The organism is Pseudomonas sp. SWRI18 (genome assembly GCF_014268345.1).
Lineage (GTDB): Bacteria > Pseudomonadota > Gammaproteobacteria > Pseudomonadales > Pseudomonadaceae > Aquipseudomonas > Aquipseudomonas cedrina.
Map to the genome: position 1 here is coordinate 96,316 of NZ_JACCQQ010000009.1, position 22,620 is coordinate 118,935.

General features: G+C 61.5%; 21 protein-coding genes. 6 read left to right on the forward strand and 15 right to left on the reverse strand.

Features of this window, described 5'->3' with window-relative positions; genetic code table 11:
• Positions 1-29: 29 nt before the first annotated feature.
• From H0Z09_RS12485 to H0Z09_RS12495, 3 genes are read right to left on the reverse strand one after another with little or no spacing between them, the layout of a single operon-like run.
• Positions 30-1,322, reverse strand: a complete 1,293-nt coding sequence (locus H0Z09_RS12485) for an FAD-binding oxidoreductase (RefSeq protein WP_186690887.1) — start codon at positions 1,320-1,322, stop codon at positions 30-32.
• A 58-nt stretch (positions 1,323-1,380) separates the two neighbouring features.
• Entirely contained in the window at positions 1,381-1,803 is a 423-nt protein-coding gene (locus tag H0Z09_RS12490) for a RidA family protein (protein WP_186690888.1), read from the reverse strand.
• Between the two features lie 33 nt (positions 1,804-1,836).
• A complete protein-coding gene (locus H0Z09_RS12495) occupies positions 1,837-2,976 on the reverse strand; it encodes a tyramine oxidase subunit B (protein WP_186690889.1) in 1,140 nt (379 codons plus the stop codon).
• A gap of 184 nt (positions 2,977-3,160) precedes the next feature.
• On the opposite strand from H0Z09_RS12495, the gene H0Z09_RS12500 reads away from it, so the two are divergent.
• The 5 genes from H0Z09_RS12500 to H0Z09_RS12520 all read left to right on the forward strand — a co-directional run bounded on the left by H0Z09_RS12500 (position 3,161) and on the right by H0Z09_RS12520 (position 7,545).
• Positions 3,161-3,988: a helix-turn-helix domain-containing protein gene (locus tag H0Z09_RS12500; protein WP_186690890.1), complete on the forward strand. Its 828-nt coding sequence runs from the start codon at positions 3,161-3,163 to the stop codon at positions 3,986-3,988.
• Positions 3,989-4,157: 169 nt separating this feature from the next.
• Positions 4,158-4,886, forward strand: coding sequence for a response regulator (locus H0Z09_RS12505; RefSeq protein ID WP_186690891.1), 729 nt, complete (start codon positions 4,158-4,160; stop codon positions 4,884-4,886).
• Complete coding sequence (locus tag H0Z09_RS12510) at positions 4,883-5,974, forward strand: ATP-binding protein (RefSeq protein ID WP_186690892.1); 1,092 nt, start codon at positions 4,883-4,885, stop codon at positions 5,972-5,974. Before H0Z09_RS12505 ends, H0Z09_RS12510 begins: the two co-directional genes overlap by 4 nt.
• Before the next feature lie 300 nt (positions 5,975-6,274).
• On the forward strand, positions 6,275-6,637 hold the full coding sequence (locus H0Z09_RS12515) for a hypothetical protein (protein WP_186690893.1): 363 nt from the start codon (positions 6,275-6,277) through the stop codon (positions 6,635-6,637).
• Positions 6,625-7,545, forward strand: coding sequence for an ABC transporter six-transmembrane domain-containing protein (locus tag H0Z09_RS12520; RefSeq protein ID WP_186690894.1), 921 nt, complete (start codon positions 6,625-6,627; stop codon positions 7,543-7,545). The genes H0Z09_RS12515 and H0Z09_RS12520 overlap by 13 nt, the downstream gene beginning before the upstream one ends.
• On the opposite strand, the gene H0Z09_RS12525 is transcribed toward H0Z09_RS12520, so the two are convergent.
• The 9 genes from H0Z09_RS12525 to H0Z09_RS12565 all read right to left on the reverse strand — a co-directional run bounded on the left by H0Z09_RS12525 (position 7,534) and on the right by H0Z09_RS12565 (position 17,002).
• Entirely contained in the window at positions 7,534-8,475 is a 942-nt protein-coding gene (locus H0Z09_RS12525; protein WP_186690895.1) for a helix-turn-helix domain-containing protein, read from the reverse strand. The two genes, H0Z09_RS12520 and H0Z09_RS12525, sit on opposite strands and share 12 nt — an antisense overlap.
• Positions 8,476-8,551: 76 nt before the next feature.
• Positions 8,552-9,331, reverse strand: coding sequence for a 2-keto-4-pentenoate hydratase (locus tag H0Z09_RS12530; RefSeq protein WP_186690896.1), 780 nt, complete (start codon positions 9,329-9,331; stop codon positions 8,552-8,554).
• Positions 9,328-10,935 carry a bifunctional 3-(3-hydroxy-phenyl)propionate/3-hydroxycinnamic acid hydroxylase gene (locus H0Z09_RS12535; protein WP_186690897.1) on the reverse strand — a complete coding sequence of 536 codons (1,608 nt, stop codon included), beginning with the start codon at positions 10,933-10,935 and terminating at the stop codon, positions 9,328-9,330. The genes H0Z09_RS12530 and H0Z09_RS12535 overlap by 4 nt, the downstream gene beginning before the upstream one ends.
• Positions 10,936-10,995: 60 nt before the next feature.
• Positions 10,996-11,598 (reverse strand): amino acid synthesis family protein, encoded by a 603-nt coding sequence (locus tag H0Z09_RS12540; RefSeq protein WP_186690898.1) that lies wholly within the window; start codon positions 11,596-11,598, stop codon positions 10,996-10,998.
• 15 nt (positions 11,599-11,613) lie between these two features.
• On the reverse strand, positions 11,614-12,072 hold the full coding sequence (locus H0Z09_RS12545) for a VOC family protein (protein ID WP_065885625.1): 459 nt from the start codon (positions 12,070-12,072) through the stop codon (positions 11,614-11,616).
• Positions 12,073-12,083: 11 nt separating this feature from the next.
• The gene (locus tag H0Z09_RS12550) at positions 12,084-13,124 is read right to left on the reverse strand and encodes a YCF48-related protein (protein ID WP_186690899.1); all 1,041 of its coding nucleotides are present in this window, start codon (positions 13,122-13,124) and stop codon (positions 12,084-12,086) included.
• A 12-nt stretch (positions 13,125-13,136) separates the two neighbouring features.
• The gene (locus tag H0Z09_RS12555; RefSeq protein WP_124362228.1) at positions 13,137-13,931 is read right to left on the reverse strand and encodes an SDR family oxidoreductase; all 795 of its coding nucleotides are present in this window, start codon (positions 13,929-13,931) and stop codon (positions 13,137-13,139) included.
• A 27-nt stretch (positions 13,932-13,958) separates the two neighbouring features.
• Complete coding sequence (locus tag H0Z09_RS12560) at positions 13,959-15,449, reverse strand: aldehyde dehydrogenase family protein (RefSeq protein ID WP_186690900.1); 1,491 nt, start codon at positions 15,447-15,449, stop codon at positions 13,959-13,961.
• A gap of 11 nt (positions 15,450-15,460) precedes the next feature.
• Entirely contained in the window at positions 15,461-17,002 is a 1,542-nt protein-coding gene (locus H0Z09_RS12565) for an acetolactate synthase large subunit (protein ID WP_186690901.1), read from the reverse strand.
• 305 nt (positions 17,003-17,307) lie between these two features.
• Between H0Z09_RS12565 and H0Z09_RS12570 the strand changes: the two genes are divergently transcribed.
• Positions 17,308-18,066: an IclR family transcriptional regulator C-terminal domain-containing protein gene (locus H0Z09_RS12570; protein WP_186690902.1), complete on the forward strand. Its 759-nt coding sequence runs from the start codon at positions 17,308-17,310 to the stop codon at positions 18,064-18,066.
• Positions 18,067-18,092: 26 nt separating this feature from the next.
• Here the strand turns inward: H0Z09_RS12570 and H0Z09_RS12575 are convergent, their stop codons facing one another.
• The 3 genes from H0Z09_RS12575 to H0Z09_RS12585 all read right to left on the reverse strand — a co-directional run bounded on the left by H0Z09_RS12575 (position 18,093) and on the right by H0Z09_RS12585 (position 22,464).
• Positions 18,093-19,415, reverse strand: a complete 1,323-nt coding sequence (locus H0Z09_RS12575) for a hypothetical protein (RefSeq protein WP_186690903.1) — start codon at positions 19,413-19,415, stop codon at positions 18,093-18,095.
• 88 nt (positions 19,416-19,503) lie between these two features.
• The gene (locus tag H0Z09_RS12580; protein WP_186690904.1) at positions 19,504-20,925 is read right to left on the reverse strand and encodes an aldehyde dehydrogenase family protein; all 1,422 of its coding nucleotides are present in this window, start codon (positions 20,923-20,925) and stop codon (positions 19,504-19,506) included.
• Positions 20,926-21,015: 90 nt separating this feature from the next.
• Positions 21,016-22,464, reverse strand: coding sequence for an APC family permease (locus H0Z09_RS12585; RefSeq protein ID WP_186690905.1), 1,449 nt, complete (start codon positions 22,462-22,464; stop codon positions 21,016-21,018).
• Between the last annotated feature and the right edge of the window lie 156 nt (positions 22,465-22,620).

Consider the following 22,620-nt stretch of genomic DNA (forward strand, 5'->3'; position numbering starts at 1 on the left):
TTGCTCCGTGAATGCAGGCCTGGGTCGACTTAGAAACGATCGAAGCGATAAGGGCTCGGGTCGATGATCGGGGTGTGCCCGCTGACAATATCCGCCGCCAGGTGACCCGCCGCCGGTGAAGTACCAAAGCCGTGCCCGGAAAAACCGGTAGCCACGGTCAGGCCGGGAATCTGCGCGACCGGGCCTATTACCGGGTTGGAATCCGGGGTGACATCGATAGTGCCTGCCCAGGTTTGGGCGATCCGGGCTTGCTCGAATACCGGCCAGGCCGCCTTGAGGTTGTTCATCGCATCATTGTTCAGCCGCGGGTTGGCGGCGGGGTCTTGCATGCGTACACGTTCGAACGGGCTGATGCTGTCGGCCGACCAACGCCGGGACAGCGCCAGGTCGTTGAAAAAATACTTGCCCAGCGACACGTTCAACACGCTGCGCTGCGCACGAAATTGCGGCATGTATTGCTTGGCAAGCAACAGGTGATCGAGGGTCAGGAAGGCGTCCAGCTTGCCACGCTGAGTAATGATGAAGCCGCCGTCCTTGTGTTTGCGAAACGAAAAGTCCGGCGCGCCCACGGCAATTTCAGTGGGGCCTTGCATGGGATGGGTACGCAACACCGAGCAGGTCAAGGCCAGGGTCGGCAAGGACACCCCGAGGTTGCCCAAAAAGCGCCGCGACCACATGCCGCCGGCGAGCAATACCTGATCGCAGCGGATCTCGCCTTTTTCCGTGACCACGCCACTGACTTTGCCGGCAGACATCTGCAGCGTACGCACCGCACATTGCTCGATGATCACTACGCCCAAGGCCATGGCCGCCTTGGCAATCGCACTGCTGGCCAGGGTCGGTTCCGCACGCGCATCGGACGGCGTATAGATCCCACCGGCCCAATTGCCCTCGCCGCCCGGCACCAACTGCTCGATCTCGCGTTTACTCAACAACCGAGAATCAAGGGACAGGTGCTCGACCGATTTGAGCCAGCCTTCATGCATCGCCATTTGCGTTTCGTTGCGCGCCACGAACATGATGCCCTCTTGCCGGTAGCCCACATCCGCGCCCACCCGCTCGGGCATCTGCGCCCACAAGCGGTCTGCGGCCAGGGCCAGCGGTATATCGTGGGCGTGGCGGCTGGTCTTGCGCACCCAGCCCAGGTTGCGCGAGGACTGCTCGCCGGCAATACGGCCCTTCTCCAGTACCACCACCGGGATGTTGCGTTCGGCCAGGGTCAGCGCAGCCGTCAGGCCGATGATCCCGCCGCCAATAATGACAACGGATGTGGCGGTGGGAAATTCGGTGCACGTATTCACGGGCGCAATAGTCGGGGCCATGATCAAGACTCGCAAAACAATAAAGGTCGGCCGTGCGAATGCACGGCCGCGTCACGGATTACTGCACCAGGCGAATCACTTCGACCTGAGCTTTAGAGGCGTTGCGATAAGCCGTCACTTCCAGTTCCACCTTGTAGACCGTCGATCCCAGCGGCGGGCACGTAACGGTGCTGGCCGGATCGACGCCGCGAAACTTCTCGCCGATCAAGGCCATCACCGCCGGCACGTCCTTGGGGTCCTGGATGAACACGCGCGAGCACACCACATCAGCCAGGCTTGCATCGACGGCGGCCAGGGCGGTTTCGATGTTGGCGAAGACCTGGTGCGCCTGCTCGAGGACGTCTTCCGGGATCAATTTGGTTTGAGGGTTGCGGCCGGCGGTGTTGGACACGTAGATCCAGTTGTCCACCACCACCAGGCGCGAATAGCTGGCCTGGTCTTCAAACGGCGAACCGGTCTTGAGCTTGATGATTTTTGTCATGTCGAAGGTCTCTTCAGTTGGGTAAGGAGTGGCTCAGCGCAGTACCGGGGTTTCCCACAGGTTCAATTTCACGCCGATGCCTTTTTCGATGGCATTGCGGTACACCACCGTGCCCCACGCCACATCTTCGACCGGCATGCCGCCGACCGACATGATGATGATCTCTTCATCGTTGCGGCGGCCCTGGGCATCGCCGGCGACGATTTTGCCAATGTCTTCGAGCTCGTCGGCCTGCATCGTGCCTTCGGCGATCATGTCCATGAAACGCACGCCGATCACCGGCACGCAGTGGTGCGCAGGCTTGGGCAGTTCTTCGAACCAGGCTTCGTACAGACCGGTGTTGTCCAGCACCTTGCGCACGTCGGCGCGCTCCATGCCTTCATCCAGCGAGCAGGACGCTGGCATTGCCATGAAGCACCCCGGCTTGACCCACTCGCGCTTCACAATTGGGTAGATCGAGGGGTCGCCTGTCTCACCGGAGCTACAATAAGTAACAAGGTCGGAATCACGGACCACCTCTTCGAGGCTGTCGACCACCTTAATCGTGGTGATCTGCGGGTAGGTTTCCTTCACCCAGCCCATGAAATCATTCAGGCTTTTCTCGCCACGGCCTTTGATCTTCAAGGTGTCGATCTGCGGGCACACGGCGATAAACGCGGCGAGCGTGGTCTTGCCCATCACGCCCGGGCCGAGCAGGCCAACCACTTTCGAGTCCTTGCGGGCCAGGTGGCGCGCGCCAACACCGGGGATCGCACCGGTGCGATACGCTGATAACAGGTTGGCCGACATATGCGCCAACGGAGCGCCGGTGTCAGGGTCATTGAGGGTAAACATCAGGATCGAACGGGGCAGGCCTTTGTCGCGGTTGGCGATGTTGGAGCCATACCATTTGACGCCCGCGGTGCAGAAGCTGCCGCCCAGATAGGCCGGCATCGCCATCATGCGGCGGTCGGCGGTCGGCTTGGGCATGTTCGGGAACGGCGAATCCTTCGGAAACACCACCATCGCGCCGTGGGAATCGTTGTTCGGCCCGGCCATGCGGTAGTCGCCGCTGTAGAGCAGGCCGAACATTTCCTCCATGGTATTCACGCAGGCGAGCATGTCGGTGACGCCAGCCCGGATCATGTCCTGCTCGGACAAGTAGATGAAGTCTATGTTTGTAGTAGTGGACATTATTATTCTCGACTGAAAGGGATATTGCAGCGGTAGGCGCTGCTCCCACGCTATCGAGGTCGAGTATCGGCGTGCGGTTGGTGACGGTATTGTAAATTTCGGACATCAAATTTCGAGCGAACCCTCGGAGTTGGCGTGAAAAGTGCGTGAATATTCCCGCAACTCTCCACCTGAAGGTCTGGTCATGCTCAACCTGTGTTCACCGCCCCTGCGGCAACACATTGCTTACGAACAACCCTGGTTCGTACTCAACTCTTCGCGGTATTCGGTTATGCCCTCCGAGCATCCGGCGATTTCGCACTTCTACGCCTTCGACGTCGACCTCTCGGCGGACCTGCTGGCGGTGCCGGACGGCTGCGTGGACATCGTCTTCGACTGTGACGCAACGCGCCCCACCGTGAGGATTTGCGGCACGCCACTGGAAGCCCAGCGAGTCGAGCTGCTCCAGGGCCATCATTACTTCGGCGTACGCTTCGCGCCGGGCGTGATCCCGGGTTTCATCAATGTGATGGCCGAGGACCTCACCGAACAGGAATGGGATCTGCTGCAAGTGTCGGCGTTCGCCCAGCGCATTTTCGAAAACATCGTCAACGCCCCGCTGCTGCAGGACCAGATCAAGCTGTTCAACGACTACCTGGCCCCGCGCTTGATGGGCCGCACCTCGAAACTCACGGCCATGGTCATCCAGCAGGCGCTGACCCATCGCGGGGACCTGCGCATCCAGCAATTGGAAGACCTCAGTGGCTACACCAGCCGCACCATTCATCGCCAGTTCAGCCAGGACACCGGCGTGTCGCCCAAGACGTTCTGCCGGATCATTCGCTGTCAGGCGGCGCTGGAAAGCCTGAATACCCGGCACGATGTATCGTTCTCGGAACTGGCTCTGGACCTGGGTTTTTCCGATCAATCGCACTTTCTGCGCGACTTCAAGAAGCTGGTCAGTACAACGCCCTGCGATTACCAGCGCAAAATGCTGCGAAACGCCTATAACGAGCGCATCAGCTTCGCCTGAATCCCGCCCTCCCAGCCCTCGCCGGGAAAATTAATTTTCGGCCTCCATCATTTCTCCATAAACCCTACGCTGAACGTGCATGCTGACGAGGCATCATCCAATCCGTTGCTAAAAAACTGCGCACCGTTGCAGCATTGAGCCACGGCATAGCACATCGACCGAGCAGACCATGACTGAATCATCCCTTGCATCGAGCGCCAACCAGGCGCTGATCCTGATCGCCGAAGACGAGCCGGAGATTGCCGATATCCTCGCGGCCTATCTCAAGCGCGCCGGCTTTAAAACCGTGCATGCGCAGGACGGGCGACGCGCGCTTGAGCTGCATCAAACGCTCAAGCCCGATCTGGTGCTGCTCGATGTGCTGATGCCCAAGCTGGACGGCTGGATGGTGCTTGCGGAAGTTCGTCATCGCGGCAACACGCCGGTGATCATGCTGACGGCCCAGGACCAGGACATGGACAAGCTCATGGGGCTGCGCATAGGCGCCGATGACTACATCGTCAAACCCTTCAACCCCGCGGAGGTCATCGCCAGGGTCCAGGCCGTGCTGCGCCGATGCGCCGATCAGGGACAGGGCGGCGGCCACAGTGTGCTGCGCGTCGACCCATTCGAGATCGACATCGACAACCATGAGGTAAGCGTGCGCATCGGCACGCGAAAACAGCCGTTGCAACTGACGGCGACCGAATTCAGGTTGCTCGCGCAGTTGGCAAAGTCGCCGCGTCGGGTGTTCAGCCGAGCCGAACTGCTGGTGCTATGCTCACCTGAGAGCGACAGCCTGGAGCGTACGGTCGACAGCCATATCAGCAAATTGCGCCGCAAGATCGAAGACCTCGGCCTGCGCGGCGTGCCGGCCAGCATCCGTGGGGTCGGCTACCGGTTCGGGAGCCAGGCATGAACGTCAGCAACAGCATGAGCCGGCAGATCATCTTGTCGATGACCGCCGTGGTGCTGTGCGTAATCGCACTCGCGGTCGTTGGCACCTATGTGTTCTATGCGTTGCTTTGGACCCTGTCGCCACCGACGCAGTTGGAGCTGGAGGCGGATGAATGGTTGCCCAGCGGCGTGGAATGGGCCTGGATGAGCTTGATCACCTGCGTCAGCCTGGGCGTCGGCGTGGCGGTGGCCGTCAAATTGTCCCGACGCATTCTCATGCCACTGAACTCGGTGGCGGCCAGCCTGCGCAGCCTGGCCGACGGCGACCTGGATGCACGGGCAGTGGCGCCAGACGTTTCTCCGGGCGAAGCTGCCCGGCTGGTGAATGACTTCAATAGCATGGCGAACCGATTGAAACGCATGGCCGAAGAACAAGCCTTCTGGAACGCCGCGATTGCCCATGAACTGCGCACCCCGCTGACCATTCTGCGCGGCCGTCTGCAAGGCTTGGCCGAGGGTGTATTCAAGCCGGACACTTCTCAGTTCTATAGCCTGCTCAGCCAGGTCGAAGGGCTGACGCGCCTGGTCGAAGACCTGCGCGTGGTGGGCATGGGGGACAACGGCTACCTGAAGCTGGACATCAAGCATGTCGAGCTGGCCGACGCACTGGAGGCCGAAGCGCGGTTGTTCGAGCCCAGCCTGAACAGTGCCGGTTTCGTCCTACTGCTGGATTTGCGCAAGGGCCCCGTGCACTGCGACCCCGCCCGCATCCGCCAGGCCTTGCTGGCACTGCTGGACAACATTCGCCGACATGCCACGCCGGGCAACGTCAGCGTTCAGCTCGGCAGTGACGAGCGCGGCAACTTCCTGAGGGTCGCGGATGAGGGTCCGGGTGTCGACGAGCCGTTCGCCACGCTTATTTTCGATGCGTTTCAGCGGGGCGACAGTTCGCGTTCCCGCGCCCAGGGCGGCAGTGGCCTGGGCCTGGCCGTGGTGCGTTCGATCGCGCTGGCCCATGGCGGCGCCGTGGCCTGTCGGACACTTGTAAATGGCGGCACTTTATTTGAACTCAGTTGGCCAACGGCAACCCTTTTGAATATCGAATCCTGACAATCCTGAAGCGAAGTTTGCTTTATTAACATCCACCAAGGTGATGGCATGCGCCTCTGTATCTCCTTATTCAAGAGAGCAATTAAATATCGCCACTTTGCCTTACTGGATCTACAAGGACGTTGTATCGCTTTCATGAGTTGCGAAGAAATCCCCAGCAGAGGTGAATGGGTGGAAGTCGAAGCAGTCAATCTCGCCTGGCTCAATCAACTGTTGCCAGGCCTTGAACACCGGGCAGCGATCAGACACACCGTGTAATGCCTGGCCCCCTTGTTTAACGTTCCAACGTGGATAACTGTTATGCCGACACTGCATTCAGCGCGGACGCCTATCGCCCTTAAACAACTGGAAGCGTCACTGACGCTCTGCACGTTCAAACTCAAAAAGTTGCAGCGCTTCTGTATTCCCCTGCAGAAGTACGCACCTTCTTGTGTCTTGGCGCTGTGGCTGTTGGGCGTATGCGCATCGCTGATAACTCAGTCCTATTATCACTGGCTGTTGATGGCGCCGGCCATTTGCATCCTGATCACCCTGGAAATCATTATCGAAGAAGTCCAGACCGATCTGTTATTGATGACCGATGAAGTACGTTATCGGCTCAGCATCTCCCGCGAATTTCATCAACGCGCAACGCGCGACACAGGTGCACCATGGCGTCCGTAATACCGCCGATTCTGCTCGAAGAAAGTAAAAAACTGGGGCAGCAATCCGCCAGCCAGACCCTCAAGGCCATCGCCAGGGCCTATCCCGGTAAATTGTTCGGAACCTTATCGCTGGTCGCACTGGAAAATGCGCTGCTGCTGGCCTACCCGCTGTTCGCCGGGTTTGCCGTGGACTCGATCATCCGCGGCGATGCCGCCAGTGCATTGTGGTATGCCGCCGTGGTATTGGGCTTCTGGGTGGTTGGCGCGGCGCGGCGGGCGCTGGATACGCGCACCTTTACGCGCATCTACGCCGACCTTGCGGTGCCGGTGATTCTCAACCAGCGCCTGCAACGCCACAGCACCTCCAAGGCGGCGGCGCGGGTGGTGCTGGCGCGCGACTTTGTCGATTTTTTTGAAAAGCACGTGCCGACAATTGCCACCGCGCTGGTGTCGATCGTCGGGGCAGCGGGCATGCTGTTGGTGATCGAGCCGTGGGTCGGCCTGGCCTGCCTGCTGGCGTTGCTGCTGTGCGTCACGCTCATGCCGGGCTTCGCGCGGCGCAACCAACGCTTGCATGAGCGCCTGAACAATCGCCTGGAAAAGGAAATCGGCCTGGTGGAAACGGTCGGTGCGCACACCTTGCACCGCCACTATCAGGTGCTGTCGCGGCTGCGCATCTGGCTATCGGACCGTGAAGCAGTGGCGTTCCTGTCCATTGGCATTCTGGCGGCGCTGCTGTTCGTGGTCGCGATCACCCAACTGGCCTTGGCACCAGCGGTGAAAGCCGGGCATATCTATGCGGTGATGACCTACCTGTGGACCTTCGTCAGTTGCCTGGATGAAGCCCCTTCGATGATCGACCAACTGGCGCGGCTCAAGGATATCGGCAAGCGGGTGGACCCGGGCTTGGCGGATTCAGCGCGGTAACCTGCGCGTTTCGGATGGCGATTCGCCGAACAGTTCGCGGTAATGCGTGGCGAAATGGCTCAGGTGAAAAAAGCCCATGGCCACGGCGATTTCACCGACGTTTTTCTTGCTCGGGCAGGTTGCGATCAGGCGTCGCCTGACTGCGTTGAGACGCAAATTGCGCAAGTACTCTAGGGGCCGCATACCGGTCACTGCCTGAAAACTGTTCTGCAGGGTTCTGCGACTGACGCGCAACTGCTCGCAAAGGTCCAGGATGCTCAGCGGGGTATCGCCACTGGCAATGATCAATTCCTGGCTGCGCCTGACCAGATACGCGCTGACCGCGAAATTGCCACGCCGGCCACGCACTTCATCGCCAGCGTGTGTGAACAGGTCGAGAAACGCACTGAGCAACTCGTCTTCCAAGATTTTTTCCGACGCCGGGCTGATGGCGTCCGCGTGTTCCAGAAAGTGACGAAACAATAGGTGAATGCGCTGACGAATCCGCAGCAGTAACGTTTCATCCACGCTAAGCGCGGGCACGCTGGTCAAACGCTTGAGCTGATCGTTGGATAACTCGAAGGCCGCCAGTTTGGCGAAACGCACAGCATCGACATTGAACGCAAAAAAATGCGTGCCTTGCGGCGCATGCAACACGAACTCTTCGGCATCACGCAGCAGCACCACGCTTTGAGCGCTTACCTGTTGCCCCTGGACCACCGGAGGGTTGCCCAGTGACATGGCTGCGCACAAGCGGCCCTGGGGCGAACGGCCATGCTGCACCACCCGCTTGTCCAGCACCTCCTGGAAGATCTGGAAGCGATCACCGGACAGTTGCCGCAGCTCACTGGTCAGGCAGCCGCGACCGAGCTGGTCATAGACCTGCTGCCAACCCTGGATTGAGCCTGCGTGCTGTTGAGAGTCATTGAAGGTTCGGACTTCAGCGAGCATATTCGTCATTCCTCGGCGGCCGAGTTTTAGCTTTTGGCCTGAAGGGGGCTCAGTCATCCGTGACATTGGTTGGCGTTTATACAGGCGCAACGCCCGCCTGGAAAACCAAAGCCAGTTCCGTGCCAAGCATGTGCAAATGATATGTGCCGGGCTGAATATCCATCGGCGCCAGTAGCGCACCGGAGAGCACCACCTGCCCGGCCTCTACGCGATGACCATCGGCCAGCAAGCGCCGCACCAGCCAGCACAGGTTAAACAGGGGGCTGTCCTCACGGTCCTGAGTATCGCCGCTGCCCAGATACACACCTTCATGCTCCAAGTGATACGCCACGCACGCATGCCGGACAGGATCGAACGGCACAGGCGCTCCTACACAGTAAAGTGCCGCGGCGGCGTTATCAGCCAGGAACGCGCCAAGCCCGAAACGCCAGCCCTGCCAGCGGCAGTCGGCGATTTCGAACGCTGGCGCCACCTCGGTGATGGCCGCCAGGATCTCCTCATCCCCGTAGTCACCCGCTACCAGCGTGCGCCCAAAGACGAACGCCAGTTCGACCTCAAGCTTGGGCTGAATCAACCGCTCAAATGACACCGTGCTGCCCGGTTCGACCTCCATGACCGCCGTGAGGCCGCCATACACCGGTTCGTCGAGGCCAAAGCGCGCTTGCGCCGCGCGGCCTGCAAAGGCGACCTTCCAACCGCTCAGCCGCTCGCCACCTGCCTGGCGCCGTGCCAGCCCCTGAAGCAGCAGGCCGTAGCCTTCCAGCCGGTCCAGCGCCTCGGGCGGCAAGGGTGCAATGGGCCGGGCGGTGCGCCAGGCCTCGTACAGTTGGCCGAGCAACGCATTGGCGCCACTCATGACAGTTGCTCCGCCAGCTTGCGCAGTACGCCATCGAGCCGCTCTGGGGTGGTAATCGCCGCGACAAAGCGGTCCGGACGCACCACCACGATGCAGTCACGCACCTTGGAGAACCATTCGCCCAGGCGGTTATCCACGTCCTCCACACTCAGGGCGTCGCTGGCCGTCAACGGCTGGTTACGCCCCACGCCGCTGCGCGACCGGTTGACCTGGATGAAACAGGTGCCCCAACGTGCCCAATAATCCGCCATCGGTTCGCTGAGGTGTTCGCGCGGGTTCACGCGATAGCCCAGCACGGCATAGCCGTTGCCGAGCACTTCGTCCAGGCGCCGGCGGTGACCCTGGGCGTCTTCGATATTCGGCTGGATGAACAGTTGCCCGACCAGATCATCCTCACGCAATTCGGCCCGCTCGTGATAGACCAGCCCTTTGGTGATCGTCGCCTTGGGTTTGAACTTGAACTCCAGCAAGTGCGAACGCAGGTTGTCGACGCTGTTGACTGCCTGGAACAGCCAGTCGCGCACACCGGCCATCAGCGGGTTGGTCAAGCCAAGGACGGCGCCCATATTGTCGGCCAGGGCCACCAATTCAGTGGCGTGGCCACGGCGTTCCTGGTCATAACTGGCCAGGATCGATGGCGCCGCACGCCCCTGGATGATCGCCGCGAGCTTCCAGGCCACGTTGGCCACATCGCGCAGGCCGGAATTAAGGCCTTGCCCGGCCCAGGGCGGAGAAATATGCGCCGCATCGCCTACCAGCGCCACGCGCCCTTCGACAAAGCGCGCCGCGACGCGCGAGTGGTGGGTATAGGCACGAATGCGAATGACATTGAGGTCGTTGACGGCGTCGCCGATATGCCCGTGGATCAGCGTGCGAATCGTCGCCTCTTCGCACATTTTCGCTTCGTCCTCGCCCTCCATCAGCATGAATTCCCAGCGCCGCTGCTGGTACGGCAAATAGATGCACACGAAAGGCCGCTGCGGGTCGGCATGCAACGCGGTGTAGGGTGCGTCCAGCGTGTCGTTGGCCGTATCGACCACCACCCATTTGCGTGGATGGGTCAACCCCAGCAGTTCGATACCGAGTTTTTTACGCACCGTGGAGCGACCGCCGTCGGCACCGATCACATAGTCGGCCTGGAGCTGGTAGACCTCGCCGTCGGCACCGCGCACCTGCAGCGTCACGCCCTGATCGTCCTGCGCAAGTTCGAGCAGTTCGTGGCCCTGGCGCAGCTCGACGCTGGCGTGTTGCCCAAGGTGCTCGCGCAAGGTGCCTTCGAGCAGTTGCTGCATGAAAATATTGCGCATCGGCCAACCATAGTGCGCAGCACTTGGCTTGACCTCGGCGAAACACACGCCGCGCGCGTTGTAGTAGCGCAGCGGCACATCGCAAATCATGTCGCGTACGGCCCGTTCGGCGATACCGATGCCCTGCAACACACGCAATGCCTCATCGTCCATGCCCACGGCACGGGGATAAGGCAGGATGCCGTCGGCCAGTTCAAGGACGATGCAGTCGATACCGTACATTCCCATATAGTGCGCGGCCGTGATGCCGTTGGGGCCACCGCCCACGATGACAACCTGGGTCTTCTCCTGCTTCATCGCTATTCACCGCTTTCTTGTTGTGGTTTTGATCCAACACTGCTTGATGCTGCGCCTTTATCAGTGCAGCCCGTCAATACCTTTTACATCCTCGGCCTTCAGGCCGCCCAACCGCGCATGCAAACGGCCGCGGGTGGCGAACGCCCAAATCACCACCACCTCATCAGCCGAAGGGCCGTCACCGAACGTCAGGGAGAAGCTGTCGTAGTGCGAGCGCACGTACAGCGCGTCTTTGTGGGCCAGCGGTACGTCAATGGTCGAACCCGGCCCGCCGCGCTTGCCGGTCGAGGGCACCCACGACTTGCCACCGCCCAGGGCGACGCGGATCGGATCGGCGGCCGGGTTGGTGAGGAACGCGTTGCCGTGCTCGTATTCACCCGCGCTGCCCACCAGGATGGCCTTGCCATAGCTGACAATTTCATGTGCGCCGGCCAACGCATTGATGCGCCGGCCGAACTCTTCGCCCAGCAACGGCGACGGGTCGATCAATTGCGAAAGGTCCTCGCTGTAGCGCCCGGCATAAGGGTTGGCGATCACGGCAGCCACGGCGTATTTGAACAGCGGCTCGCCATCGGCCAGTTGGCCACTTTCGTTGGCCAGGGTTTCCTCGACGAAGCTGTACCATTTGCGGATGTGATAGCTGGCAAAATTCGCGGTTTTCATCAGGTGAACCTCGGTTCAAATCGGGTCAAGGGGATCAAGCGTGATGTTGCGACTCGGCGCACGAGCGGCCTTGAAGCGGGCCTTGCCGCACGCATCGTCATGCTCGGTCTCGAGAAAGAATTCCATGCGATTGCAATCGGGGTCGTTGAAATACAGGCCGTTGCCGATTTCATGATCGGTAATTTTCACCACCTCCACCCCCTTCTTCAGCAACATGCCGTAGAGCTGGCGCAAGGTGGTCATGTCACCTTCGATTTCCAATCCGTAGTGCTGCAGGCCCAGGCCGCCCTGGTGGGCGCCCGGTTCTGCACGAATCAAGGCGATGTCGTGATGCTTGGTGCCAAATGCCATCATGACCCAGCTTTCGCCCCGGGCACTTTCGTGCATGCCCAGGATGTCGGCGTACCACAGTGCCGACACATCAGGATCACTCACAAACAGCGATAAGTGAGTCCGAAGGATTTTGACTTTCATCACCGAGTACCTCAGTTCTTCTTGACGATGGATTGATGCCCGGCCTTGATCTGCGCCACGGCAGGCGTCCAGAGCACATCCGCGATCTCGCTGAATTCGCGCCAGTGCTTCTGCCAGCTATCCCCGCCATTGTCGGAGGTGAACAAGTGCCCATACTTGGTGCCCGCCACGATCTGACGCGGGTTGGCCGGGTTGAAGGCAATGGCCCAGACGCAGGAGTTGGGTTGCTGCGGCAGGGGCAATACCTCCCAACTGACGGCGGCGTTACGGGAAACCAGGATCTTGCTGGTGGTGCCGGGGGTGCCGTCGGAGATGCTCAGGTAAAGCGTGTCCTCGGTGCCAAGCGGCGCGTTCATGGCCCGTATGTAGTACAGGCCGAACGCGTCCCGGCCAACGATGCCGGTCCAGGTCAAGCCTTCATCCAGGCTGCGGTAAACCGCGTTGACGCACACCACCACGATGATTTTTTCGCCATGGTTGGGCAGCACCAGGATGTTGTGGATGTCCGAGTTGAAGTCCCACAGCAGGCGGTCATCAACCCGAGTCCAGCTGTCGCCGCCGTCGCGGGAATGGAACAGCCCACCCTCCTCCAGGCCGAACCACACCTGATCGCGGTCGGTGGGGTCGTAGGCGAAGGCCAGCAAGCGTGGGCGGCTGACGCCGTCACAGAATTCAGGAATCTCCACCGGCGCGCGATCCCAGTTGAGGCCGCCGTCCAGGGTGCGCCACAGCACAGCGCGCGAAGGCGCACCGGTACCGACAAAGATTCGCTGGGCATCCTGCGGGTCCACCGCGACCTTCCACACCGTCTCGCCGTTGAACGGCGAATCGACGCGCTGCCAGTGCCCACCGGTGTCGTGGCTGACACACAAGCCCACGTCGGTGCCGGCATAGATTCGCTCGGGCATGTCGGGATGCACGCTCAAGGACCGAGTGATTGCATCGAATTCAAGGTCCTGCCCCAGGCCCAGGCGATGCCAGGTCTTGCCATCGTCGGCGCTGCGGATCACCGCCTGCCCGACAGTGGCGACTAAAAGGGTTCCGTTACTCATCTCTGATACTCCTCAGATATAGATGCCACGGGTCAGGCCGCCGTCGATACCGATGGATTCACCGGTCACCGCGCCGGCCTTGGGGGATGCCAGGAAGCCGATCAGCCAGCCCATTTCAATCGGCGCCAGGGTGCGGCGAATCGGCGTCGCGTCGATGTAGGCCTGTTCAACCTGTTCCGCGGTCTTGCCTTGCTTGACCGCTTCGCGCTCGTACAGCTCCTGGATGTGCGGGGTATCCACCACGCCGGGGTGAATCAGGTTGACCGTGATGCCCGACGGGCCGAGCTGGTCGGACAGGGTTTTGGTCATGTGGGCAATCGCCAGGTTGCGCATGCCCGAGAGCACTTTGCTGCTGCGCCCGGTGAGCCCGCCGATGTTGATGATGCGACCGAAGCCGGCAGCCTTCATATGCGGGGTCACGGCTTTGGCGCAACGGAAGTAGCCGATCACCTTGGTGTTGAGGTCCGACAGCAACTCCTCGTCGCCGGCGTGCTCGATGTCGTTGCGCACCACACCGGACGGCGCGGCAGCACCGTTGACGAGGATGTCGATACGGCCGAAATGCTTGTAGGCAGCATCGACCATCTCGGACACGGCCTTCATGTCGTTGGTGTCACAGAACAGCGGCAGCACTTCATTACCGGTCTGTGCCGTGATCTCTTCGGCAGCCAGTTGCAGGAACGCCATGCGCCGCGCGCAGATCACCACCTTGCAGCCTTCCTCGGACAGAAACCGTGCGACTTCCTTGCCGATGCCCATGCCGCCACCGGTGACGATTGCCACGCGGCCTTTCAATTCCAGATCCATTGCCATTTCCTCTTGTGATTGTTCGATTCAGGCGAGATCGACGAAGACGCTTTTGGTTTCGGTGTAGGCGTCGATCACGTTCTTGCCCATTTCCCGGCCCCAGCCGGATTGCTTGTAACCGCCGAACGGCGAGGCCGGATCGACCACGTTCCAACAGTTGATCCACACCGAGCCGGCCTTGAGCTGCGCGGCCACGCGGTGCGCCGAGCGCAGGTCGCGGGTCCACAGGCCGGCGGCCAGGCCATAGGGCGAGTCGTTGGCGCGCAGCACCAGGTCGTCGATTTCGGTCCAGGCCATCACGGTCAGCACCGGGCCGAAGATTTCTTCGCGGGCCACGCAGGCGCGCTCGGCGCGGTCGAGGAAAACGCTGGGTTGAATGAAGTGACCGCGCTCCAAGTGTGCAGGGCGGCCGCCGCCACAGATCAGTTCGGCGCCTTCTTCCTGGCCCCGCTGCAGGTAGCCCTGGACCGTGTTCAACTGCCGCGCGGACACCAGCGGGCCCATGCTGCTGGCCGGGTCCAGGCCATTGCCGAGCACATAGGCGGCGGCATGGCTCTGCAGTTCTTCGAGCACCTGGTCGAGCACACTGGCGTGCACATACAGACGCGAGCCGGCCGTACACACCTGGCCCTGGTTGTAGAAAATCCCATCGGCCGCACCCTTGGCGGCGCGCACGATGTCGGCGTCGGGCAGGATGATGTTCGGTGACTTGCCGCCCAGCTCCAGCGAGACCTTCTTCATGTTGCCGGTGGCCGCCTGGGCGATCAGCCGTCCGACCTGGGTCGAGCCGGTGAAGGCGATCTTGTCCACGTCCGGGTGCTGCGCCAGTGGCGCGCCGGTGTCGGCGCCCAGGCCGGTGATCAGGTTGACCACGCCGGCGGGGAAACCGGCGGCCTCGATCAGTTGCACCAGGCGGATCGCCACCAACGGCGTCTGCTCGGCGGGCTTGAGCACCGCCACGCAACCGGTGGCCAGCGCCGGGCCGAGCTTCCACACGCACATGGTCAACGGGAAGTTCCACGGCACGATCAGCGCACACACGCCCACCGGCTCGCGCAGGGTGTAGTTGAGCATCGGCGCGCCGCTGGCCGGCGAGACGGGCAGCGTGCTGCCTTCGATCTTGGTGGGCCAGCCGGCGAAGTAGCGAATGATGTTCGCCGCGCTGGCCGCTTCACCGCGCGCATTGGCGATCGGCTTGCCGTTTTCCAGGGTGATCAGTTGCGCCAGCTCCTCCCGGTGCTGATCCAACAGATCAGCCAGGCGAAACAGCAACAGGCCGCGCTGCGCCGGTGACTGCAAGGCCCAGGCGCCGGTAAAGGCTGCACGGGCAGCCGCGACGGCCGCGTTCACATCGCGCTCATCGCCCTGGGCGACTTCGGTCAGGGTCTGTTCGGTGGCCGGGTTTTCCACGGCAAAGCGACGACCGCTGGCGGCGTCCTGCCAGGTACCGCCGATGAACAGGCGGCCGGGTTGGTCCAGAAATGCCTGGACGGCAGGCAATAATTGAAGCAGGTTCATGGTCGGCTCCTTCACAGCGCCATTTCGATCAGGCAAGGCCCGGCATCGGCGGCGGCATTGGCCAGCGCCCGTTGCAATTCGGCGTTGGTGTGTACGGTGCAGGACGGCACGCCATACCCTTTGGCCAGGGCCTTCCAATCGATACGCGGACTGTCGAGCACGGTCAGCTTCAGCGCCTGCGGGTCGAGCTCGGTCATGCCGAAACGGCGCAGTTCGTTCTGCAGGATCGCGTAGCGGTGGTTGGCGGCAATCAGGATCACCACCGGCAATTGCTCGCGGGCGATGCTCCACAGGGTCTGGATGGTGTACTGGGCGCTGCCGTCCGATTGCAGGCAGAACACCCGGTTGCCAGGCTCGGCCAGTGCGGCGCCAAAACCCACCGGAATGCCCTGGCCGATGGCGCCACCGGTATTGGTCAATACACGGTGCCGTGCGGCACGGGCAGATGCGGTAAAAAATGGATAGCCGCAGGTGCCGCCCTCCACCGAGACAATGCAGTCGTCCGGCAGCGCAGCGGCCAATACTTGCCCCACCGACTGCGGGCTCAAAGCGGCCTCGCCCGGCGGCAGCTGGATGTCCTGCGGCGTCGGTACATAGGCAGGCGCGCCCAGCGCATCGGCCAGCGCGGTCAGCGCCCCGGCCACGTCGTCGCCCACTTCGGCCAGCGATAGCAGACGCTCACGCTCAGCCAACCGTGACGGAATACCTTCGTAGCCGAAATAGCTGATGGGCTCCACGACACCGGCGCACACAACCTTGTCGTATTGCTCGAGGATCTCGATGGCCACTTCCGGGAAATACGGCAGGCGATCCAGGTCGGGCAAGCCGCCGCCGCGGTAGCTCAGCCGCGGGAAGGTCTCGGCAAACATACGCACGCCGGGCAGTTGCGCCAGGCGCCCCGCCGCTTCCAGGCCGGCCACTGACAAGCCCTGGTCACCGACGATGAAGACCAGGCGCTGGCCATCGCGCAGCGCCTGGGCCACGGCTTCGATGCGGTCGCCGGCAAAGCGCCGGACCGGCGCACGCAGCGGGCTGAACTGGCCATTGTGGGTCACCGTATTGGATTGCAAGTCCATGGGCAGGATCAAGCTGGCGATCTGGCCTTTGGCTTGCCAGGCGGCGCGCATGGCTTCCTGCAAGTCCTCGCCCACACCCGACGCGGTGCGCGAGGTGCGTACCCAACCGGAAACAGTCCCGGCCAGAGCCTGGATGTCGCTGGCCAAAGGCGGGTCGTAATTGACGTGCCATGACGCGTGGTCGCCGATCACATTGACGATGGGCGTGTTGGCGCGCCGTGCGTTGTGCAGGTTGGCGATGCCGTTGGCAAAACCTGGGCCCAGGTGCGTCAAGGTCATTGCCGGTTTGCCGGCGATGCGGCCGTAACCGTCCGCCGCACCGGTACACACCCCTTCGAACAACGACAACACCGGCTTGAGGGCAGGTGCACTGGCCATGGCGGCCACCAGTGGAATCTCGGTGGTTCCCGGGTTGGCGAAGCAGTATTCGATACCGCTTGCCGCAGCCGCATTCACTATCAGTTGTGCGCCATTCATTGTCAGCCCTCTCGCTTGAGCGTTTTCTTTGGTGAGATTTATCACACACAAAAACTAACCAGACAAGCATTTTTTACTATAAATCTCTTATTTTGAGATTTATGAATAATTAATGCTGACTTCAGATAGAGTTATGACCTGTGGGAGCGGGCTTGCTCGCGAAAGCGGTATTCCAATGACGAATGCGCTGACTGACCCACCGCTTTCGCGAGCAAGCCCGCTCCCACAATGGATCTGCCACAATGGATCTGGGGCGTTTTCGCCTATAGTGCTTACCCGCACGCCTCCCCTTCTCTAGGAACGAAATGAGCAGTCTGAGCAAGTTGTTGAGTGTCCTGGACCTGTTCGGTCCACAGACGTTGAAGATCGACCCGGACACCATCGCCGAGCGCATGAGCCTGTCGCGCGCCACGGCGTATCGCTACGTCAAGGATCTGTGTGACGCCGGTCTGCTGACGCGCGTGGACGCCGGCAACTATGGCCTGGGGCCCCGGGTGATCGAGCTGGACTGGATGATGCGCCAGTACGATCCCATTCTCCTCGCCGGGCGCGAACTGATGCATGAACTGTCGTCTCAGACCGGCCTTGCGGTGTTCGCCAGCGTTTTCTATGACGGGCGCATCATCAACACCTACATCGCCGAACCCACCGACACCTACCACTTTTCCTTCGGGCGCGGGCATCCATTGCCCTTTTTTCGCGGCGCGCAGTCCAAGGTGTTGATCGCCTTCCAGAAAGGTCGGCGCTTGCAACGCCTGTTCGAAGAACATATGGCCGGCGACCCGGAAAGTGCCTATGACTGGGCAAGCTTTGCCAAGGCCACGAAGAAGATTCGCAAGGACGGCTATTGCCTGACCCACGATGAACTCAACCTGGGCCTGACCGGCATCGCGGCGCCGATCATCCAGCCGGATATGGACGAGGTGGTGGGCAGCTTGTCCGCCGTCGGCAGTACCCAGAGCTTCAAGCTGCTGCGTCAGGAAACCGTGATCGAGATGGTGATGGACACCACGCGACGGATTGCCGAGAACATGCGCAATCAGCCGGGCGCCGCCGCGTCCTGAAGTTGAGGCGCGACAGCCAGGGTGGATCAGAACGGGATGGCGACGGTCACTTGGCTGTACAGGTTGGTGCCATTGCCGACAGCCTGGTTCCCGCCCGTGGTGGAATCCTGTTTCGGTTTGTAGAGACCGATCAGGGGCGTGATGATCAGGTGCGGGTTGACGGCCCACTCGGCGTATACGTCCAGCTCCCGCGCACTGAGGTTGAGCGCATTGCTTTTGCGCAGCGTGTCGAAGTCGAAGTACAACGCGCCCAGGGTCAGGTTTTCCAGCGGCATGGCTTTGAGGCCCATATGCTGGACACGGGTGTTGCTGTTGAACGGCCCGGCATAGTTGCCGGCGACTTCGCCTTGCAGCCAGGTGCCGTAGCCCGAGCTCAGACCTGTAAACAGCGAATCCCATTTTTGTGAATAACGGGTATAACGGTAGGTGACCTTCGGTGCCCAGGCCACATCGGCAAAGGTATAACCGGCTTCGCCGTACCAGGCTTTCTCCGGCCCGCTGTCTTTGTCCTGCCAGGCGTATTCAAATGCCAGGCTGACGTTCGGCAGGCCCGCATCGCCTTCGCCGCGCACGCTGTAGATATTCATGCCCTTGCGCTGGCGCTGAACATCACTCGCCCAACGATCATTCACATCAATGCCATGCACCCAGGTCAACCCCAGGGTGCCGGGTTTGGTGGTGTAGTCGAGCGTCCCGGCGGCCACTTCGGTTTCAGCCTGAGCGCGGTTGTCGGACTTGAGCCACAACAGGCTGCCATGCAGGCCATCCTTGCCGCCCAGACGCAGGAACGCGGTCTGATCAAACGCATGCCGCGCCGCAAGGTAGTAAGCACCGCCCCGGTTCAGCTTGCCATCGGCCGGGCCCTTGCCCAGGTTCGGCCCGTCGTCGTTGATCAGGAAGCCACTGCCGAGCTTGACCACTTGGCGCCCACCGGAAATATCCACACCATCCTGGCCCAACGCCGGGAACAGGTCGCCGGAGCGCCACCCCAGGTAAGCATCTTCGATTTTGGTGGTGCGTTCGGTGCCCAGGGTGTTGCCGGCCGGGTCGCCGTCGCCCCAGGTGGCTGAGCTGACCAGCGCGAATGCACCATAGGCGGTGCCGTTGCCCGCCAGGGACTGGTCGCCGCTCAAGCCGTATTTGATAAATCCCTCGCGCCAGGTTGAGCCACCCGAGGTACCGTCATAGTTCTTGCGGCTGTTGAACATACCGAATACGGCGGTCATGTCTGCGTTGAGATGGCGGCTCTCGTCGCTGTACAGCTCATAGGCCTGGGCCTGGCTGATGGCGCAGAGCGTCAGGGTGCAGGCCAATGTACCGCTGAGAAATGAAGTGGATGGGTAGCGCATGATCGAAGCTCCTTGAAGCGCGCCTCTAAAGGCTGTCTCAGATAGTGGCAACAGGGGCGCAGCGACGCTGCGCCAGGTTGGCCGAGCGTTATTCGCCCGCGCGCTTATTGACGAACAGCAATTGCTGTCCGGTGAACTCCAACAGTCCTTCGAGGCCGAACTCGACACCGAATCCGGACATCTTGCTACCGCCGAACGGCGTGTTCGGTTGGATTCGGGCATGACAGTTGACCCAGGCCACGCCGCTTTCCAAACGACTGGCCAACGCCTGGGCCTGTTCGACATCCGGCCCCCATACCGAGCCGCCCAGGCCCATGTCACCGGCGTTGGCACGCCGCAGCACATCCTCGACGTCGCTGTAAGCGATCAGCGGCAACACCGGTCCGAATTGTTCCTCGTCCACCAGACGCTGCCCATCGGTCACATCCGCGACCAACGTAGGCGGGTAAAAGAACCCAGGACGGTCCAGACGTGCGCCGCCGCACAACACTCGTGCGCCCTGCGCCCGTGCATCGGCGACCAAGGCTTCAACCAGTTGCAATTGATCCAGATTCTGCACCGGCCCGAAGTTGACGCCCGGCTCCAGGCCATCCCCCACCACCTGGCGTTCGGCAATCAGCGTCAGCGCATCGGCAAAGGCCTGGTACTGGGATTCGTGGATATACAAACGCTTGAGGGCAGCGCAGGTCTGGCCCATGTTGAGGAAAGCGGCCTGGAAAATCTCCTCGGCCACCTCCTCCACCGACGTGCCGGGCAATACGATCGCGGCATCATTGCCCCCCAGTTCAAGGGTCAGGCGCTTGAGATTGGTGGCCGCGCCGCGCATCACGCTCTGGCCGGTGGCGGTGGAACCGGTGAAGACAATCTTCTGGATCCCCGGGTGCGAGGTGATCGCGCTGCCGAAACCCTGCTCGCCGGTCACGCAGTTGATCACACCGTTGGGCACATGCCGCGCGATGATTTCCACCAGGCGCAGGGTACTCAGCGGCGTCAGGCTCGATGGCTTGCTGAGCACGCAGTTGCCGGCCCGCAGCGCCGGCATCATGTGCCACACGGCAATCATGAACGGCCAGTTCCATGGCGTAATGGAAGCCACCACGCCCAAAGGTTTGCGGTGCAGCTCAATGCGCTGGGTCGGGGTTTCTTCCACCAGCTCCACGCCAATCTGCTGTTCGGCGGCATAGCGGGTCCAGGCGGCGGCGCCCATGACTTCGGAAAATGCCAGTTCCAGCGGCTTACCTTGTTCCTGCACGATCAATCGGGCCAATTCATCGGCGCCCTGCTCGATATCCTCGGCTATCGCCAACAGACGCTCGCAACGCTGAGCGTGCGAGACGTGACGCCATTCCTTGAACGCCGCCTGGGCGGCGGCCACCGCATCGTCCAATTGAGCCAGCGAGCCGGCCGGGCATTGGGCGAATGCGGCGCCGGTGGCCGGATTGATCACCTCGAACTGCCCGTTTTCACCGGCAACCTGAACCCCATTGATAAGCATCTTGTAGTGGTGCATGTGTCATCTTCCTTTAACGCTGGCAAGCCTTGCCGGACACCGGCAAGCGAACAGTCTGTTGAGTGCAGTGGGGCGGTATCGCTCGATGTGTTAGAGCTTGTGGCTGCCCAGCGCCAGAAAGCGCTGCGGCGAAACCTTGCGCAGTCGCGCGGCGAGAAAAACGCCGCCCAGCAGCGCCGCTGGAATGACGGCACACAAGCCGTAGGACAAGAGCTGGCTGGCACCGGTGAGCACATCGAAATGCACGACCGCCAGCAGCAGCACCATCAGCAAGGCCAGGCAGGAGAAAATCGGCAGAATGCGCCCCCGCCAGAGGCCGACATTGAGTTCGGGATGCCGGTGGAAATACACACACACGGAGATCGAAGTCATCGCCATGAGCAAAATGACGCACAGCGTGGCGAGGTTGGAGAACCAGGCGAACAGCTGCAGGATCGGATCCGCATCCATGGCGGCGAAGATCAGCACCACAACCGCGGCGATCAGACTTTGCAACGCCGAGCCCATATGCGGGCTTTGATGCACACGGTGGGTGGTGCCCAACAAACTGTGCAGCAGACCGTCTCGCCCGATTGCGTAGAAATAGCGCGCCGCGGCGTTATGAAACGCCAGCAGCCCTGCGTAGATGCTGACCATGAACAGCACCCGGATGATTTGCGTCAGGTACGGGCCGACAAAGTGGTCCGACATGCCGTAGATGAAGGTGGTCGGGTCCTGCAAGGCCTGCAGCATCGGCACGATTTTATCCGCGCCTACCCCCACCACCATCGACCACACTGACAGCGCGTAGAACCCGCCGATCAGCAGCACGGAGCTGTAGGTGGCAATCGGAATGGTGCGGTGCGGGTTTTTCGCTTCTTCGCCGTAAATCGTGGTGGCCTCGAAGCCGATAAAGGCCGCGAAGCAGAACAGCAGGCCGATCGACGGGGTACCGCTGAGCACATGCTGGCTGTTGAACGAGTCGAGATTGACACCGCTGTCGCCGCCGCTCTTGAGAATCGCAATATCCAGGGTCAGGATCGCCAGGTATTCGGCAATCACCACCACCGACAATACGCGGGCCGACAGATCGATCTTGCGGTAGCCGAGGATCGCGATGCTGACCATCGCCATCAGCGAGTAGGACCACCACGGCAACACCAAGCCGTACACGCTCTCCATGGTGCCACTGACCACGCCGCCGAACATGCCGTAGAGGCCAACTTGCAGGATGTTATAGGCAAACATCGCCAACACGCCCGCCGCGCCTCCGGCCAGGCCGCCCAAACCACGCGAGGTAAAGGCGTAGAAACCACCGGCGTTGGTAACGTGGCGAGCCATGGTGGTGTAGCCGACCGAGAACGCTATCAGCACCAACAACGCCAGCAACAGCAACGCCGGGGTGCCGGCACCGTTGCCCAGCATGATGCCGATCGGGAAGCCACCGGCGATGACACTGAGTGGGCTCGCCGCCGAAATCACGAAGAAGATGATAAAGCCGACACCCAAGGCGCCACGCTTGAGCTCCGTGGAGCTGTTGACCGGGATAGATAGACTCATGTTCTTGACCTTATTGTATGAGGCAGTCGCTGGTGGGGTGGTCCGATCAAGGCGCTATCGGTACCAGGTAGCGCTTTTGTTTTTGGGATTGCACGCTGTATTCGATGCTATGCCCGCCCACGAACAACCCGCTATCCCAAATCGGTAACATCGCCG